A 15,841-nucleotide genomic window follows, 5' to 3' on the forward strand; every position below is an offset into this window, starting at 1 on the left:
ATTCTCTAAAGCAGCTTTAGCGCAACAACGCCATGAGCTTAGGCATGTCGTCTGCGCGTGGAGTGCGCCTCGTAAAGTTCTGCGACATTCAAATATTCGTCACTGACAGGCCGCTTGCTTTTCGAGGTGCCACTGCGCGCTTCGGTTTCGAGCCAGAGCCGAAGCGCAGCGCGCACAACCTCGCTGCCGGAGCCATAATCTCCGCTGTCCACCGCTTCACGCATTTTGGCTGCCTGCTCTGGGGAAATGGATACGGTTACCATCGGCATAGTCTTCTCTCCCTTTTTTGACCGTTTAACTTCGGACAAACACACCGAACTCAATCGCTCCTGGCCATTTTATGCATCCGTCACCGGCCAGTCGTGAACGGACTTGAGTCGACACTATATTAGCATAAACGCAACGTGCCCGCGAAGAAACGTCCGTCGAGGCTGTTGGGTCCAAAGGAAATATCTTTTCAGCAAATCGAGGCAGATTGGGAAAACCACGATGCCGGCTTGCCAAGCGGCCACGTGCCTCCTGCTCAGGCGCTGCTCTTGGTTTTGCAAGCGAATGCACTCGGTCATGGCTGCGACCTCTCATTTGCTGATCGCAGCACCCTACCAAAATCAGGGCTGGACGGCAAAGTGTTCTAGGTGCCGCAACTGACACGTTTGCGTGTCGCATTTATTATTGATTGATCAATCAATCAATAATAAATTGGTGCGAAAGGAGACTGCGAATGCCAAAGCTTGGAATGGAGCCGCTGCGCAAGAAAGCGCTGATGGATGCCGCTCTGCGGGCCATCGGTCAGAACGGTTCGCTGAATGTCACCATGTCGGACATCGCCCGTGAGGCGGGCGTGTCGGCAGCTCTTGCGCATCATTATTTCGGCAGCAAGCAACAGCTTCTTCTGGAGACGATCCGCAGTCTTTTGCGCGCTCTTCGTCAGGATGCCATTGCAGCCCTCGGTCAGGCGTCCGGCCCGCGTGCGCGGCTGAGCGCGATCGTCCGTGTCTCGTTCCAGAGCGACCAGTTCACCAACGACACCGTTGCTGCCTGGCTTGCCTTTTATGTGGAGGCGCAGCGTTCCGAAGACATGCGCCGCCTGCTGATCGTTTACACACGCCGCCTGCGTTCCAACATCATGGACAGCCTCAACCGCCTCTGCCCGCCGGACGATGCAGCGCGGATTGCGGAGGGCGCCGCAGCACTCATCGACGGGCTCTATATCAGACACAGCCTTCAGGCTGCCCCGCTCGGCCTTTCCGCTGCACCTGCGCTGGTCGAAAACTATTTCGATACCCAGCTCAAACCATTTTCCGACGCGCCGCCTCTTGAGGGCAAGCCGTCTATCCGCATTCTGTGAGGAGTTTCATATGACATTGAAAGCCCAGCCCAAAGCATCGCATTTCATCGATGGTGATTACGTCGAAGACACTGAAGGCACGATCTTCGAAAGCATTTATCCGGCAACGGGTGAAGTTGTCGCAAGGTTGCATGCCGCCACGCCCGCCATTGTCGAGCGTGCAGTGGCATCCGCGAAGAAAGCACAGAAGGAATGGGCGGCGATGAGTCCCACCGCCCGTGGGCGTATCTTGCGTCGTGCAGCCGACATCATCCGCGAGCGCAACCGCGCCTTGTCGGAGCTTGAGACGCTGGATACGGGCAAGCCCATTCAGGAAACCATCGTGGCGGATTCGACCTCCGGCGCGGACGCTTTCGAGTTCTTCGGCGGCATCGCACCCTCGGCCCTCAACGGCGATTACATCCCGCTCGGTGGTGATTTCGCTTATACCAAACGCGTGCCGCTCGGCGTCTGCGTCGGTATCGGTGCGTGGAATTACCCACAGCAGATCGCCTGCTGGAAGGCGGCGCCTGCTCTTGTGGCGGGTAACGCCATGGTTTTCAAACCGTCCGAGAACACGCCGCTGGGTGCTTTGAAGATCGCAGAAATTCTCATCGAGGCTGGTCTCCCCAAGGGGATTTTCAACGTCATTCAGGGTGACAGAGACACCGGCCCGCTTCTGGTCAATCACGCTGACGTCGCCAAGGTGTCGCTTACAGGCTCCGTGCCAACGGGCCGTAAGGTCGCCGCTGCCGCTGCCGGTCATCTCAAGCACGTCACCATGGAACTGGGCGGCAAATCGCCGCTCATCGTGTTTGACGATGCCGATATCGAAAGTGCCGTTGGCGGCGCCATGCTCGGCAACTTCTATTCCTCCGGTCAGGTTTGCTCCAACGGTACCCGCGTTTTCGTTCAGCGCGGCGCCAAGCAGCGCTTCCTCGAAAACCTGAAAAGCCGCACCGACGCGATGGTGATTGGCGATCCCATGGATGAAGCCACCCAGATCGGCCCACTCGTCTCCAAGGCGCAGCAGGAAAAGGTGCTGGCCTATATCGAGAAGGGCAAGGCCGAGGGTGCCACGCTGATCACCGGTGGTGGCATTCCCAACCATGTCGCGGGCGAGGGCGCATACGTGCAGCCAACCGTGTTTGCCGATGTGACCGATGGTATGACCATCGCCCGCGAAGAAATCTTCGGGCCTGTCATGTGCGTTTTGGATTTCGATGACGAAGACGAAGTCATTGCCCGCGCCAACGCCACCGAATTCGGCCTCGCAGGCGGCGTCTTCACCGCAGACATCACCCGTGCGCACCGCGTGGTGGACCAGCTGGAGGCGGGCACATTGTGGATCAATACCTACAATCTCTGCCCGGTAGAGATGCCGTTCGGGGGCTCGAAGCAGTCGGGGTTCGGGCGTGAGAATTCTGCGGCGGCGCTCAGTCATTATAGTGAATTGAAGACGGTTTATGTGGCGACGGGCAAGGTCGAGGCGCCCTACTGATTGAAGTGGCGGAGGGGAAGCCGCCAGCGTCGACGTTAAATCCTGGAAAGAAACCACCATGCAAAACGCAGATTTCGTCATAGTCGGTTCCGGTTCCGCAGGCTCTGCCATGGCCTATCGTCTGTCGGAGGACGGCAAATATTCCGTCATCGTGATCGAGGCGGGCGGTTCGGATTTCGGACCGTTCATCCAGATGCCCGCAGCGCTGGCCTGGCCGATGAGCATGAAGCGCTACAATTGGGGTTACTATTCCGAGCCAGAGCCGAACCTTAACAATCGCCGCATCACTGCGCCGCGTGGCAAGGTCATCGGCGGGTCGTCATCCATCAATGGGCTCGTCTATGTTCGCGGCCATGCGGAGGATTTCAACCGCTGGGAAGAGCTCGGCGCTCAAGGGTGGTCCTATGCAGATGTGCTGCCCTATTACAAACGCATGGAAACCAGCCACGGCGGCGAGGAAGGCTGGCGCGGGACCGACGGGCCGCTGCATGTGCAGCGCGGGCCGGTTACCAATCCGCTGTTCCACGCCTTCGTCAAAGCCGGTTCGCAGGCCGGTTTCGAGCTGACAGACGACTATAACGGCTCCAAGCAGGAAGGCTTTGGCCTGATGGAGCAGACCATCCACAATGGTCGTCGCTGGTCTGCCGCCAATGCCTATCTGCGACCGGCTCTGAAACGCGGGAATGTTACGCTGGTGCATGGCTTTGCCCGCAAGATCGTCATCGAAAACGGTCGTGCCACCGGTGTCGAAATCGAGCGTCGCGGTAAGGTGGAAACCATCAGCGCCAACCGTGAGGTCATCGTTTCGGCGTCATCCTTCAATTCGCCAAAGCTGTTGATGCTCTCCGGTATTGGCCCTGCCCAGCACTTGCAGGATATGGGCATTGAGGTGATCGCTGACCGCCCCGGCGTCGGGGCCAATCTTCAGGACCACATGGAGTTCTACTTTCAGCAGGTCTCCACCAAGCCCGTCTCGCTCTACTCATGGCTGCCATGGTTCTGGCAAGGGGTGGCAGGTGCGCAATGGCTGGTGACGAAGGGTGGGCTTGGTGCTTCCAACCAGTTCGAGGCCTGTGCCTTCCTGCGCTCCGAGCCGGGTCTGAAGCAGCCGGATATCCAGTTCCACTTCCTTCCTGTCGCCATCTCCTATGATGGCAAGGCAGCGGCAAAGAGCCATGGTTTCCAGGTCCATGTCGGCTTCAACCTGTCGAAATCACGCGGCAATGTGACGTTGCGCTCGTCCGATCCGAAGGATGATCCGGTCATCCGTTTCAACTATATGAGCCACGCCGAGGACTGGGAGAAATTCCGCCATTGCGTGCGCCTGACACGGGATATCTTCAGCCAGAAGGCATTCGATGATTATCGCGGACCCGAAATCCAGCCTGGCGAGGCGGTGCAATCCGACGAAGACATCGACGCGTTCCTGCGTGAGCATCTGGAAAGCGCCTACCACCCCTGCGGCACCTGCAAAATGGGCGACCGAAACGACCCGATGGCGGTCGTCGATCCCGAATGCCGGGTCATCGGCGTGGATGGCCTGCGCGTGGCCGACAGCTCGATCTTCCCGCACGTTACCTATGGCAATCTCAACGGCCCCTCGATCATGACGGGAGAGAAGGCGTCGGATCATATTCTAGGGAGACAACCGCTGCCGCGCTCCAATCAGGAGCCATGGGTCAACCCGCGTGCAGAGGTGAGCGATCGGTAGGGATCAGTGGTAATCGTCTTCGCGCTGGTGGCGTACGGCTGCGACGGTTACTATCTCGGGGCTGTCGATACGGAACAATACGATATATCCCGACGATCCGAACGGTACGAGAAGTTCACGTACGACACCGTTGCCGCCTTCGACCTTTCGGCAACTGAAAGGAAACTCGGTCAAAGTTTGCAAACCCGTTTTCACGGCGAGGACCGCCCTTTCGGCAAGATTGACATCGTAGAAGACAAGAACGTCGTAAATCCTGTCAAAATCTGCCAACGCATTTGTGGTGAAGCGGAGCGCGTAACTCATCCCATTTTTTTGGTTTGCGCCGCCTTGGCAGCATCAAGCTTTCGCTTCATCATTGATAGGACGTCGTCAGTCGTATAATAAACGCCTGTTCGTTCAGATTCTTCCAATGACGCAAGCCCGCGCGCAATGAACTCCGCCTGCGATTTCCGTATTTCGACCTGACGTCGTACCGAATCTTCCACGAATGACGAGAGCGTCTCACCCTCCTTCAAAACACTTTCGGCAGCTTCGCGAAAATCCGAGGTTACCCTTAATGACGGTATCGTTGCGGTTTTCATGATTTAGCCCTATGCGTTGCAATTGCGATGCGCGATCCTGCGCCATTCCCCGGCAATTGTCAAAGACGAGGTTGCAATCGTCGTCTGTGAGTCCGATAAGGGAGCTTCTCCCGGACGACAGAAAAGTTGCCATGCCTGCCAAATACAAGAAAATGAAGATGTTTCGCCGCTCCCGCGTCATGTGGGGTTCGTGGCGGATATGGAAACCGCGCGCCGTTTTCTGGACCGGTGCTCTGGCTGTCGGTGTCATCAGCGTTGCGTTTGCGAAAATGGCGGACTGGGCGCAGCATCTGTTCGTCTCCGTCACGTCGTCGGGAGAGTGGGCCTTTCTTCTGCCGCTCATCATCACCCCGCTCGGCTTTGCGCTTTGCGCGTGGCTGGCCATCACCGTGTTTCCCAATTCCGGCGGAAGCGGCATTCCGCAGGCGATTGCGGCACGGCACTTTCATGATGATGAGGATCGTGTGCGGCTCCTGTCTCTAAAACTGGCTGTCGGCAAAATCGTGCTGACGATAGCGGGTCTGCTGTCCGGCGCGTCCATCGGCCGCGAGGGACCCACGGTGCAGGTGGGCGCATCGATCATGCTGCAAGCGGCACGGATCGGCGGCATGGCGCAGGCGCGGGGATTGATCCTTGCCGGTTCTGCCGCAGGTATCGCCGCCGCCTTCAATACGCCGCTGGCCGGTATCGTTTTTGCCATAGAGGAAATGAGCCGGACCTACGAGGCGCGCTCCAACGGGCTGGTGCTGACCGCCGTCATTCTGTCGGGTCTGGCGTCGCTAGGTCTGGTCGGAACCTATACCTATTTCGGCACGAGCACGGTCGTGGCCCAAACGGCAGCAGATTGGGGACTGGTTCTGGTCTGCGGTATCGGTGGGGGTGTGTTCGGGGCGTTGTTCAGCGCCGGTGCGCTCAAGGTATCGCAACGCATTCGTCGCTGGAGCCACAGCGTGCCATTGAAGCGGATGCTGATCGTGGCCGCCGGTTGCGGCCTTGCCTCCGCTGTCATCGGTGTGGCAACGGGTGGTGCTACTTTCGGCACGGGTTATGAGCAGGCGCGTTCCGCAATTGAGGGCCAGGCAGCCCCGCCATTCTTTTTTCTCGAAAAGCTGGCATCCACCTTTCTTGCCATGATGTCCGGCATTCCCGGGGGCATTTTTGCGCCCTCGTTATCGGTCGGTGCCGGTTTCGGCAGCACTGTAGCATCCGTTCTCGGCACCAGCGTTGGTCTCGGAGCCATTCTCGGCATGGCCGGATATTTCGCAGGCGTCGTTCAGGCGCCGATGACCGCTTTCGTCATCATTCTGGAGATGACGGGCAACCACGAGGCCGTCATTCCCATCATGGCGGCGTCGATGCTGGGATATCTGACATCACGTATGATCTCGGCAGAGCCTCTTTATCACGGCCTGTCACGGGTCTTCATCGCGCAGGGCATTCGTGCCAAACGTGCCAACCGCGCAGCAGAAGATCACACGCCGAGCTGAGAACGCGTACCGAAATAGCCCAACCCCGGAATTTTGACGCCAGGATGCTGCAGATCGATACCGGCCACAAGACCGAGGAAATTGACCTCCAGGCCGCTTCTGACGCCTGCCGATACGCCGAAATAACCGCCAAGCGAGAGACTCACGTCTTTCCAGTCATCGGCAACGTGGATGAATTCCCCGTTGGGAAGATAGTCGCGTCCGACTGCATCGGGCGGCAAAACGACACCCAGTTCCGGCACTAGGCGCAACACATGCGCGACGAAGGTGTTGGAGTTTGGACCCGGATAGATGGTGTAACCGCCCGGTTTTCCATAGGGATAATCGGCAATGGCCTGCTCGATTTTCGGGATCAGTCGTGCAGCATCTTCCCCATGCAATTCCACCACACGGCGCGGCATGTTGGAATACCAGTAGGCATCCGGCGCGTAGGCGTTGCGGCGGATGGGCGTGCCCCAGCCGACCTTGTCATAACGTTCATAGCTGGTCGCACCTTCCCGTTTGACAACGATCCAGGCGTGGCTGGCAATCGAACCTTTGAGGCCCCCCGTCATGGCGGAATAGACGTAGATGGCAGCTGGCTTATCGGCAGGTGCTTCCGGCAAAATGCCAGCGGAAGACCAGCGCGCATTGCGGTAGCCTGTCGGGTGCTCCTTCATCGCCCACAGCCCGGCAGAGGCAAGGGCTGGCAAGAGGTAGATGATGAGAATGGCAAGCAGCAAACGTTTGGCAACTTTCAACGATGGGCCTCGTGCATCAATCAGAGAAGTTGGATAGAACGACATCAATTTCGTATTTTTTGAGGCCAAAGCCATGCACAACCCCGTTACCGTCGAAGTCACCAGAGGCAATCTCGTCGAAAGCCGCCATCGCGGCATGGCCGTGGTCGTAGATGGTGACGGCGGCATTCTGTTTTCCGCAGGTGATATCGAAGGCGGTGTGTTTCCCCGGTCTGCCTGCAAGGCCATGCAGGCTTTGCCACTGGTGGAGAGCGGGGCGGCGGATGCCTATGGTTTTGGCAACCGCGAACTGGCATTCGCTTGCGCCTCCCATTCGGGCGAGGATGCCCACGCGCAGTTGGCGGCCAGCATGCTGGCAAAAGCCGGTAAGGACATGGAGACGCTGGAATGCGGCGCGCACTGGTCTTCGGATCAGAAAACCATTATCCATCAGGCCCGCACGCTGGAAAAGCCGACGGCCCTGCACAACAATTGCTCCGGCAAGCATTCCGGCTTCGTCTGCACCTGCGTTCACACAGGCATGGAAACAGCAGGCTATGTCGGTTACGACCATCCCCTCCAGGCCGAGATACGCGCCACGATGGAAAGCCTGACGGGTACGGCCCTCGGCCACGACAATTGCGGCACGGACGGCTGCTCCATTCCGAACTACGCCATTCCGTTGAAAGGTCTGGCGCACGGCTTTGCCAAGATGGCGACAGGGCAGGGCCTGGAGACGGAGCGGGCGAAAGCCTCGCGCCGCCTGATCGACGCCTGTATGGCCGAGCCCTTTTACGTTGCAGGAACCGGCCGCACCTGCACGAGACTGATGGAGATTGCTCCCGGCCAGATTTTCGCCAAGACCGGCGTGGAGGGCGTGTTCGTTGCGGCCTTGCCAGGGCAGGGCATTGCCATGGCCGTCAAGTGCGAAGACGGCACAACGCGTGCGGCGGAAGCCATGATCGCGGCTCTTCTGGCGCGATACTTCGAAGACGAGAGCCCGGAACAACAGACGCTTCTGGGCATGGCAAACCGCTCCATGAAAAACTGGAACGGCATCCATGTCGGGGACATCAGGGTGACCACCCGGCTCTAAAACGGCTCAGGCGGCTTCGTTGGTACGGGCGTCCCACATGGCCTTGAACGCCGGGCGGGACTGGCAGCGCTCCAGCCATGCCTTTATCGATGGGTTTGCGTCGAACAAGGGAGCATGCGCCTGAGCATACCGCACCACCTCGGCAACATTGATATCGGCAACGCTGAAACGGTTTCCAACCAGATAGTCGTTGCCGGACAGATGTTGGTCGAGGACCTTGAACGGGCGGCGCAGCATGCGGGCTGCGACCTCGATCACGGCCTGACCGGTTTCGGTCCCCGCCAGTCCTTCTGCAACGGTCGATGAGATCTTCAGCGCATGGGACTCGATCTCGGTCGCTGCAAAGAAAGACCACTGCATCATCTGGGCGTCTTCGACCAGATCCGCAGGGGCAAGCGATGTGCCGTGCTTGCGCGCCAGATAAAGGTTGATTGCCATGGATTCGTAAAGCACGATGCCATCGTCATCGATGCAGGGAATGGTGCCCATCGGGTTGATGGCAAGGTAGGACGGCGTCAACGTGTTGATCGGTGCATCGGCAGCCAGTGGGTCGGGCAGGCGTCTGGCCTGGATGACAGGCACATGCGTAAACTCTAGTCCCAGTTCTCCAGCCAGCCACAGGGTGCGCGTGGCGCGAGAGCGGTAAACTCCATAAATCGTCAGCATTCCAAATCCCCATCGATTGCGTCACGGCAACCTATTGCTGCTGTTGGTAAAACGAAAGCAAAATCCGTGCGTCCGTATCAGGATTCTGGAGTTGTTTTTAACACTTTTAAATTGTATGAAATTATTGTATCGACAGTAACGCTTATATTGTGCTGATATAAAAAGTAGCGAATATAAATGCATGATGTAGAGACTATTATATCTTATTTTAATTGCACATAAGTAGTTTTACGACATGGTCGATTGGCTGACTTGTATAAATGAAATGTGGTTTCTGGTTGTAAGGGCGACGGCAGACGCGTATTAATAGATAGGTAGAGGTCTTTCGACGATGCGGGACGATAATGGTTCTCTTGCATTCAACGTGCAATCATGGACAAGGGATTTGCTGACAGTCGGTCCGACCGATGAAAGGTTGTCCTATCTTATCAATAATATATCAGAAGTTGTATTTCTGAAGGATGCCGAGGGTGTTTACACCTACATGAATGCGGCCGGTCTGACGTGGCTGGGGTCTGACCTCACGAGTCTTGCGAAAACCCGACCGACCGTGTTCGACGTGTTTGCGCCCGATGTCGCCCGCAAGATCGACGCCATCGATCGCCGCATTCTTTCAACCGGCGAAGCAATGTATGATTTCGAAGAGCGTCTGACGACCAAGGACGGCCAGGTCCGGTGGTATTCCGGAACACGCGTTCCCATCCGTGACGAGGATGGCAAGATCGTCGGGCTGGCGGGTATTTCCAGGGATATCACGGATACGAAACGCCAGGAAACGCTACGCCGAAGCCACGCCGCCCTTCTGGAGATGATCGTCCACGGCCAGCCGCTTCCCGTTATTCTCGAAGCCGTCATCAACACTGTCGAGGGACTTCTGGAAAATGTGAGCGGCTCCATCCTGCTTCTGGATGAGAAGGAAGGCAGGTTGTGGCACGGTGCGGCACCGTCTTTGCCCGACAGCTATACCTCGCTGATCGACGGCATTTCGATTGGCCCCAATGTCGGCTCCTGCGGGACGGCTGCATGGCGGCGCGAGGCGGTCTATGTCAGCGATACATTTCAGGATCCGCTTTGGGGCAATTTTGTCGAAATCGTCATGCGTCACAATCTGCGCTCCTGTTGGTCGACGCCAATCATGGGCAACAACGACGTGCTCTTGGGCACCTTCGCGCTGTATTCCGGCACGGTCAGAATGCCATCTTCGCTGGAGCGTGAGATCATCGACATGGCGACCAACATCGCCGGTATCGCGATTGACCGCCGCCGCGCCGAAGAGCGTGTGCATTTCATGGCGCATCACGATCCACTGACGGGGCTGTCCAACCGCAACCTGTTCTGGACCCAGTTCCGCCGTGCAATTCATGAGGCAAAACGCGAAGAGCGCCTTGTCGCCATCAGTTACATCGACCTGAACCACTTCAAGCAGATCAACGATCTGCATGGACACGCCGTGGGTGACGAGGTACTGCGCTGTCTGGCGGAGCGCATCATGTCCAGTATCAGGGCGTCCGACATCGCAGTTCGGTTGGGCGGTGATGAGTTCGCCATCATCTTCAGCAATCCCAGACATGACGCGCTGGGCATCATGCGCCGCCTCGAAACGATCATGGAGCGCGCATCCGAGCCGATGATGCTCGAAAACGGCTCGATCAGCATCACCTGTTCATCCGGAACGGCGTTTTACCCCAACGATGGCGACACGCCGGAAGCGCTTCTGGCCAAGGCTGATGCGGCCATGTACGAGGCCAAGAAGAAAAGCCGCGATATCAGTGGGGTTTCGGAGCAGTATTGGGGCAGCGGTATCTGACAGGCGGTGATGCTTTAGCCGTCTTTGCAGGCCTTGACCGCAAGTGGCGCATGGGCCTCAGACAATAGACGCTTTTCGAAGCGTCCGATGAAACGGTCGAACAGACGGGCGAAATCTGCGACGTCCTGCTCGGGCCAGTCACCCACGACCTCGCCGATGATGCTGATCTTGGCGCTGCGCATTTCCTCCAAAATGCTCTGACCCAGCGGCGTGATATCGATAACGCTGCGTCGCCCGTCCTCTTGCGACGCCTCGCGTTTCAACAGGCCACGGCCCACCATTTCCGCCACCACACGGCTGCCGCGCGAGGGGTCTAGGCGCATGGCGTCCGCAATTGCGCCGACGGTTGCAGCATTTTCCGCTCGGTGGACAATATCCAGCACATCGATATGTGACAGCTCCAATCCCGGCGCCAGCTTGGCAATGGCCATGCGGCCAATCACGCGCCGCCCGATCATCAGCCGCATCCGCGTCATCGTCAGGCTGATGCTCAGAACCTCGTCGCTGGCAGTTTTCCCGTCCGGCGTCGAAAATGATACCCGTTCGCTCATGAACCCAATTCCCCGAAATTTCGACGTCTTGTAGCAGACCCACTGAAATGTGTCATTGACATATATGTGCGAAAGTCACATAAATCAGCGACCCAATGCGAGATTTCCCATGGATATGTCTGTTAAGCCTGTGACCTCCCTTGTCCCGGATCGCCGTCGCAGGCTCGTCGTCTTTTTCTTTCTGATGTTTGCCATGTTCATGGCAACGCTCGATAACCAGATCGTCTCCACCGCGCTGCCGACCATCGTCGGTGAGTTCGGTGCGCTGGAACGCTTCGGCTGGATCGGGTCCGCCTATCTGCTGGCCACGAGCGCCGTGATGCCGGTCTACGGCAAGCTGGGCGATCTGTTCGGGCGTAAATACGTCATGATGGCCGCCATCGTCATCTTCACGATGGGGTCGCTGGCCTGTGGTCTGGCCTGGTCGATGGATTCGCTGATCGCCGCCCGTGTGCTGCAAGGTCTCGGTGGCGGCGGCATCATGGTCTCGATTTTTTCCGTGAATGCGGATCTGTTCGAGGCGCGGGAGAGGGCGCGTTACCAAAGCTATTCCAGCCTCGTCATCATGGCGTCGGGCAGCGTCGGGCCGATCCTCGGCGGCACGATGAGCGATCTGTTCGGCTGGCGCTCGATCTTCCTAATCAACCTGCCCATCGGCATCGTTGTTCTGGCTGGTCTCGCCTTCATGTTGCCCTATCGTCGCCCGGAACGGTCGCCGAAGATCGATTATCTCGGCGCCGTGCTTCTCGCGATGACGATTTCCAGTGTTGTCTTGTGGGCAGATAGTTCGCAGCTTTTTGGCTCCATCTTCGCCTGGCAAAGCCTTTGCATCGTTCTATTCGCGGCTATTACCGCATATTTATGGGTACAGGTGGAGCGTCGCGCCCCGGAGCCCATCGTGCCTTTGCGGTTGTTCAAGGACAGCACATTCCCTCTGTTCATGGTTATCTCGCTGGTCAGCGGTGGTCTGGGCATCGGCATGGTCAATTATTACGCTCTGTTTCTGCAAACGACGACCGGCCTGTCACCATCGTCAGCCGGACTGTTCTTCATTGCCGTAACAAGCGGGATTGTCATGGGGTCTTTGACGGCGGGTCGTCTGATCTCGGCGACGGGCAGCTACAAGATATTTTCTGTCGTCAGTCTCAGCATCGCCGTGATTGCGATGTTGGCCTTTTCCCAGGTCCATGCGGGCACGCCCTTGTTCATCATCGCCATCATCATGTTCGGGCAGGGTCTCGGCGTTGGCCTCGGCCAGCAGGCACCCATCATCGCCGTACAGAACTCCGCGCCGAAGGCCGATATCGGTGCGGCGAGCGGTGCGGTGTCGCTGACCCGCATGGGTGGCGCGGCCATCGCCATTTCGATTTACGGCGCAATCGTGTCTTCCTATTTGAAGGGTGTCTCGGTCGACATCCCCGGTGTCGGCAAGATACAGGAACTGACGCCGAAAATGCTGTCCGAGCTTCCCGCCGCTTCCCAGAGCGCAGTCGCCAACCTTTATGCGGGTGCCTTCACGCCGCTGTTTTATGCCGCGGCCGCCACGGCCGCCATCGGTCTCGTTGCCGCTCTGGCGTTGAAAAACGTCAAGCTTCCGGCAGCAGCCGTCGAAAAGCCAGCCACTGCTGTGGAGTAAGGCGGTGGCTGAAATTGGTGCGGTTTGAGGAACGGGTTGCGGGTTCCACGCGTTCTTCCAGTCCACGACGCAGCCGATAGTGCACATGAAGCCAGAGAAATTGCTGAGCCCCACGCCAAAAGGGCTTTATTGCCCCGTTGGCGATTTTTACGTCGACCCCGTCAGGCCAGTGCCACGGGCGCTGATCACCCACGGCCATTCCGACCATGCCCGTGCGGGCCACGAGAAGGTTCTGGCGACCCGCCAAACCCTCGATATCATGCGCATTCGCTATGGGGAGGATTTCACCGGAAGCGAGCAGGCTGTTGGGTTCGGTGAAACAGTGGAGATCAATGGCGTCACCGTCGGCTTCCACCCGGCAGGCCACGTGCTGGGTTCGGCGCAGATTTCCATCGAACATGGCGGCATCAGGATCGTGGCATCGGGTGATTACAAGCGTGGTATCGATCCCACCTGCGCGCCTTTCGAGCCTGTGCCGTGCGATGTCTTCATTACAGAGGCGACGTTCGGTCTGCCCGTATTCCACCACCCGAAACCTGCCCACGAAATCGCGAAACTTCTGACCTCGATCAGGCAATTTCCCGAGCGCACCCATCTCGTCGGCGCCTATTCGCTGGGCAAGGCGCAGCGGGTGCTGCGGCTGCTGCGCGACAATGGCTACCGAGAGCCGGTCTATATCCACGGCGCTCTCGCCAAGCTGTGCGATTATTACATCTCGCAGGGCATCGACCTCGGAGACCTGCGCCCTGCAACGTTGGAAAAAAGCAATCCCGAGCAATTCAAAGGCGCCATCGTCGTCGGCCCGCCCTCGGCCTTTCAGGAGAAATGGGCCCGCCGTTTCAACGAACCGCTGATTTCCTTCGCATCGGGTTGGATGATGGTGCGCCAGCGCGCCAAGCAGGGCGGTGTCGAACTGCCGCTGGTTATCTCCGATCATTGCGATTGGCCCGAACTGCTGGAGACCATCAAGGAAGTGGCACCATCTGAGGTCTGGGTGACGCATGGCCGCGAAGAAGCACTGGTGCGCTGGTGCGAATTGCAGGGCATTCCGGCCCGGCCACTGCATCTGGTGGGCTACGAAGACGAGGGGGACTGATTTCTGTGAAAGCCTTCGCAACTCTCCTCGACCGCCTCGTCCTCACGCCTTCGCGCAACGGCAAGCTCAAACTGCTGAGCGATTATTTCCGAGATACGCCCGACCCTGACAGGGGCTATGGTCTGGCGGCGATTGCAGGCACGCTGGACCTGAAAAGCGTCAAGCCCGCCATGCTGCGCGAACTGGCGCTAGAGCGAATGGACGATATTCTGTTTCGCTATTCCTATGACTATGTCGGCGACCTGGCCGAGACCATCTCGCTTGTCTGGGATACAAGCCAGACTGATAATCCGCCTGACGTAGAAGATCCGGGCCTTGGCGAAATCGTCAATCTCATGAATTCGCTGGGGCGAACGGAGGTGCGCTCTGCGGTGCGCGATCTCCTCGACAGACTTGAAACCTCATCTCGCTTCGCCTTCCTCAAGCTCGTCACTGGTGGTCTGCGCATCGGCGTGTCGGCACGGCTTGCGCGGCAGGCACTGGCGGATTTCGGTGGGCGTGACATCACCGAAATCGAAACGCTGTGGCATGGTCTGGAGCCACCCTATGAGCCGTTGTTCGCATGGCTGGAAGGCAAATCCGAGCGTCCGGTCCTCGCCACACCCGCGATTTTCCACTCTGTCATGCTCTCCACCCCGGTGGGCGATAATGACCTGAAAAATCTCGATCCGCAGGATTTCGTGGCGGAATGGAAATGGGACGGCATCCGCGTACAGCTGTCCCGATCCGGCGAGACCCGGAAGCTCTATTCGCGATCCGGCGACGATATCTCCGGCGCTTTTCCCGATATTCTCGAACGCATCAATTTCGAAGGCGTCGTCGATGGCGAGCTGTTGATCGGTGGCACCGCCCGCTCCAACATCGCCACCCGCACCTTTTCCGATCTCCAGCAACGCCTGAACCGCAAGACGGTGACCGGCAAGATGCTGGAGGAATACCCGGCCTTTATCCGCGCCTACGACCTTTTGTTCGAAGGCGAGGACGACATTCGTGGCGAAGTCTTTCTGAAACGTCGGGAAAAGCTGACGCGCATGATCGAAGAGGCGCCGCACGACCGTTTCGATCTGTCGCCACTCGTCCCGTTTTCCAGCTGGGATGAGCTGGAAACCTTGCGGAAAGCACCGCCCGATCCTGTCATCGAAGGCGTGATGATCAAGCGCAAGGACAGCATCTATCAGGCGGGTCGTGCCAAAGGTCCGTGGTTCAAGTGGAAGCGTGACCCCTTCAATATCGATGCCGTGATGATGTACGCCCAGCGCGGCCACGGCAAACGCTCCAGCTATTATTCCGATTTCACCTTCGGCGTCTGGTCGGAAAACGAAGACGGCGAGCAGCTGGTGCCGGTGGGCAAGGCCTATTTCGGCTTTACCGATGCGGAGCTGGAGGTGCTGGACAAGTTCGTGCGCGACAACACCGTTGAGCGCTTCGGCCCCGTCCGTGCAGTGCGTGCCACGCCGCAATTCGGTTTCGTGCTGGAGGTGGCGTTTGAAGGCATCAACCGCTCCAACCGCCATAAATCCGGCGTCGCCATGCGGTTTCCTCGCATCGCCAGATTGCGCGCCGACAAATTGCCATCGGAGGCGGATCGCCTATCGACGCTGATGGCGATGATCGACGCGAAGTCCTGACAGGTTTCGTCGGTTTTCTCAAAACAGTGAGTGGA

At 58.4% G+C, this 15,841-nt stretch carries 15 protein-coding genes; 9 read left to right on the plus strand and 6 right to left on the minus strand.

Annotation, left to right across the window (positions count from 1 at the left end):
• Positions 1 to 38: 38 nt before the first annotated feature.
• On the minus strand, positions 39 to 269 hold the full coding sequence (locus RMR21_RS03295) for a ribbon-helix-helix domain-containing protein (RefSeq protein WP_498669291.1): 231 nt from the start codon (positions 267 to 269) through the stop codon (positions 39 to 41).
• Between the two features lie 452 nt (positions 270 to 721).
• Here RMR21_RS03295 and betI point away from each other — a divergent pair, with 452 nt between their 5' ends.
• From betI to betA, 3 genes are read left to right on the plus strand one after another with little or no spacing between them, the layout of a single operon-like run.
• Positions 722 to 1,348 carry a transcriptional regulator BetI gene (gene betI, locus RMR21_RS03300; protein ID WP_498669292.1) on the plus strand — a complete coding sequence of 209 codons (627 nt, stop codon included), beginning with the start codon at positions 722 to 724 and terminating at the stop codon, positions 1,346 to 1,348.
• Between the two features lie 16 nt (positions 1,349 to 1,364).
• Positions 1,365 to 2,828 carry a betaine-aldehyde dehydrogenase gene (betB, locus tag RMR21_RS03305; RefSeq protein ID WP_498670233.1) on the plus strand — a complete coding sequence of 488 codons (1,464 nt, stop codon included), beginning with the start codon at positions 1,365 to 1,367 and terminating at the stop codon, positions 2,826 to 2,828.
• Between the two features lie 58 nt (positions 2,829 to 2,886).
• Positions 2,887 to 4,539, plus strand: a complete 1,653-nt coding sequence (gene betA, locus RMR21_RS03310; protein WP_498669294.1) for a choline dehydrogenase — start codon at positions 2,887 to 2,889, stop codon at positions 4,537 to 4,539.
• Between the two features lie 3 nt (positions 4,540 to 4,542).
• On the opposite strand, the gene RMR21_RS03315 is transcribed toward betA, so the two are convergent.
• Positions 4,543 to 4,842, minus strand: a complete 300-nt coding sequence (locus RMR21_RS03315) for a type II toxin-antitoxin system RelE/ParE family toxin (RefSeq protein ID WP_498669295.1) — start codon at positions 4,840 to 4,842, stop codon at positions 4,543 to 4,545.
• A complete protein-coding gene (locus RMR21_RS03320) occupies positions 4,839 to 5,120 on the minus strand; it encodes a YlcI/YnfO family protein (RefSeq protein WP_498669296.1) in 282 nt (93 codons plus the stop codon). Before RMR21_RS03320 ends, RMR21_RS03315 begins: the two co-directional genes overlap by 4 nt.
• 131 nt (positions 5,121 to 5,251) lie before the next feature.
• Here RMR21_RS03320 and RMR21_RS03325 point away from each other — a divergent pair, with 131 nt between their 5' ends.
• Positions 5,252 to 6,607, plus strand: coding sequence for a chloride channel protein (locus RMR21_RS03325; protein WP_498669297.1), 1,356 nt, complete (start codon positions 5,252 to 5,254; stop codon positions 6,605 to 6,607).
• Here the strand turns inward: RMR21_RS03325 and RMR21_RS03330 are convergent.
• The gene (locus RMR21_RS03330; RefSeq protein WP_498669298.1) at positions 6,592 to 7,347 is read right to left on the minus strand and encodes a DUF3750 domain-containing protein; all 756 of its coding nucleotides are present in this window, start codon (positions 7,345 to 7,347) and stop codon (positions 6,592 to 6,594) included. The two genes, RMR21_RS03325 and RMR21_RS03330, sit on opposite strands and share 16 nt — an antisense overlap.
• 73 nt (positions 7,348 to 7,420) lie before the next feature.
• On the opposite strand from RMR21_RS03330, the gene RMR21_RS03335 reads away from it, so the two are divergent.
• Positions 7,421 to 8,422: an asparaginase gene (locus RMR21_RS03335; protein WP_498669299.1), complete on the plus strand. Its 1,002-nt coding sequence runs from the start codon at positions 7,421 to 7,423 to the stop codon at positions 8,420 to 8,422.
• 6 nt (positions 8,423 to 8,428) lie between these two features.
• Here RMR21_RS03335 and RMR21_RS03340 read toward each other — a convergent pair whose 3' ends face one another.
• Positions 8,429 to 9,088, minus strand: coding sequence for a glutathione S-transferase family protein (locus tag RMR21_RS03340; protein ID WP_498669300.1), 660 nt, complete (start codon positions 9,086 to 9,088; stop codon positions 8,429 to 8,431).
• A gap of 385 nt (positions 9,089 to 9,473) precedes the next feature.
• On the opposite strand from RMR21_RS03340, the gene RMR21_RS03345 reads away from it, so the two are divergent.
• Positions 9,474 to 10,895, plus strand: coding sequence for a sensor domain-containing protein (locus tag RMR21_RS03345; RefSeq protein ID WP_498669302.1), 1,422 nt, complete (start codon positions 9,474 to 9,476; stop codon positions 10,893 to 10,895).
• 14 nt (positions 10,896 to 10,909) lie between these two features.
• On the opposite strand, the gene RMR21_RS03350 is transcribed toward RMR21_RS03345, so the two are convergent.
• Entirely contained in the window at positions 10,910 to 11,446 is a 537-nt protein-coding gene (locus RMR21_RS03350) for a MarR family winged helix-turn-helix transcriptional regulator (RefSeq protein ID WP_498669303.1), read from the minus strand.
• A gap of 109 nt (positions 11,447 to 11,555) precedes the next feature.
• On the opposite strand from RMR21_RS03350, the gene RMR21_RS03355 reads away from it, so the two are divergent.
• From RMR21_RS03355 to RMR21_RS03365, 3 genes are all read left to right on the plus strand, one after another.
• On the plus strand, positions 11,556 to 13,082 hold the full coding sequence (locus tag RMR21_RS03355; RefSeq protein ID WP_498669304.1) for an MDR family MFS transporter: 1,527 nt from the start codon (positions 11,556 to 11,558) through the stop codon (positions 13,080 to 13,082).
• A gap of 85 nt (positions 13,083 to 13,167) precedes the next feature.
• A complete protein-coding gene (locus tag RMR21_RS03360) occupies positions 13,168 to 14,178 on the plus strand; it encodes a ligase-associated DNA damage response exonuclease (protein WP_498669305.1) in 1,011 nt (336 codons plus the stop codon).
• A 5-nt stretch (positions 14,179 to 14,183) separates the two neighbouring features.
• Positions 14,184 to 15,806 (plus strand): cisplatin damage response ATP-dependent DNA ligase, encoded by a 1,623-nt coding sequence (locus RMR21_RS03365; protein WP_498669306.1) that lies wholly within the window; start codon positions 14,184 to 14,186, stop codon positions 15,804 to 15,806.
• The last annotated feature ends 35 nt before the right edge of the window (positions 15,807 to 15,841 follow it).

Origin of the sequence: Agrobacterium sp. rho-8.1, assembly GCF_033957725.1 — a bacterium.
Taxonomy (GTDB): domain Bacteria; phylum Pseudomonadota; class Alphaproteobacteria; order Rhizobiales; family Rhizobiaceae; genus Agrobacterium.

What these genes read in the sequence shown, in the direction of transcription:
- RMR21_RS03355 (WP_498669304.1), top strand. Translation starts at nt 11,556, where the DNA reads ATGGATATGTCTGTTAAGCCTGTGACCTCCCTTGTCCCGGATCGCCGT.
- betI (WP_498669292.1), top strand. Translation starts at nt 722, where the DNA reads ATGCCAAAGCTTGGAATGGAGCCGCTGCGCAAGAAAGCGCTGATGGAT.
- RMR21_RS03320 (WP_498669296.1), bottom strand. Translation starts at nt 5,120, where the DNA reads ATGAAAACCGCAACGATACCGTCATTAAGGGTAACCTCGGATTTTCGC.
- RMR21_RS03315 (WP_498669295.1), bottom strand. Translation starts at nt 4,842, where the DNA reads ATGAGTTACGCGCTCCGCTTCACCACAAATGCGTTGGCAGATTTTGAC.
- RMR21_RS03350 (WP_498669303.1), bottom strand. Translation starts at nt 11,446, where the DNA reads ATGAGCGAACGGGTATCATTTTCGACGCCGGACGGGAAAACTGCCAGC.
- RMR21_RS03360 (WP_498669305.1), top strand. Translation starts at nt 13,168, where the DNA reads ATGAAGCCAGAGAAATTGCTGAGCCCCACGCCAAAAGGGCTTTATTGC.
- betA (WP_498669294.1), top strand. Translation starts at nt 2,887, where the DNA reads ATGCAAAACGCAGATTTCGTCATAGTCGGTTCCGGTTCCGCAGGCTCT.
- RMR21_RS03295 (WP_498669291.1), bottom strand. Translation starts at nt 269, where the DNA reads ATGCCGATGGTAACCGTATCCATTTCCCCAGAGCAGGCAGCCAAAATG.
- RMR21_RS03335 (WP_498669299.1), top strand. Translation starts at nt 7,421, where the DNA reads ATGCACAACCCCGTTACCGTCGAAGTCACCAGAGGCAATCTCGTCGAA.
- RMR21_RS03340 (WP_498669300.1), bottom strand. Translation starts at nt 9,088, where the DNA reads ATGCTGACGATTTATGGAGTTTACCGCTCTCGCGCCACGCGCACCCTG.
- RMR21_RS03325 (WP_498669297.1), top strand. Translation starts at nt 5,252, where the DNA reads ATGCCTGCCAAATACAAGAAAATGAAGATGTTTCGCCGCTCCCGCGTC.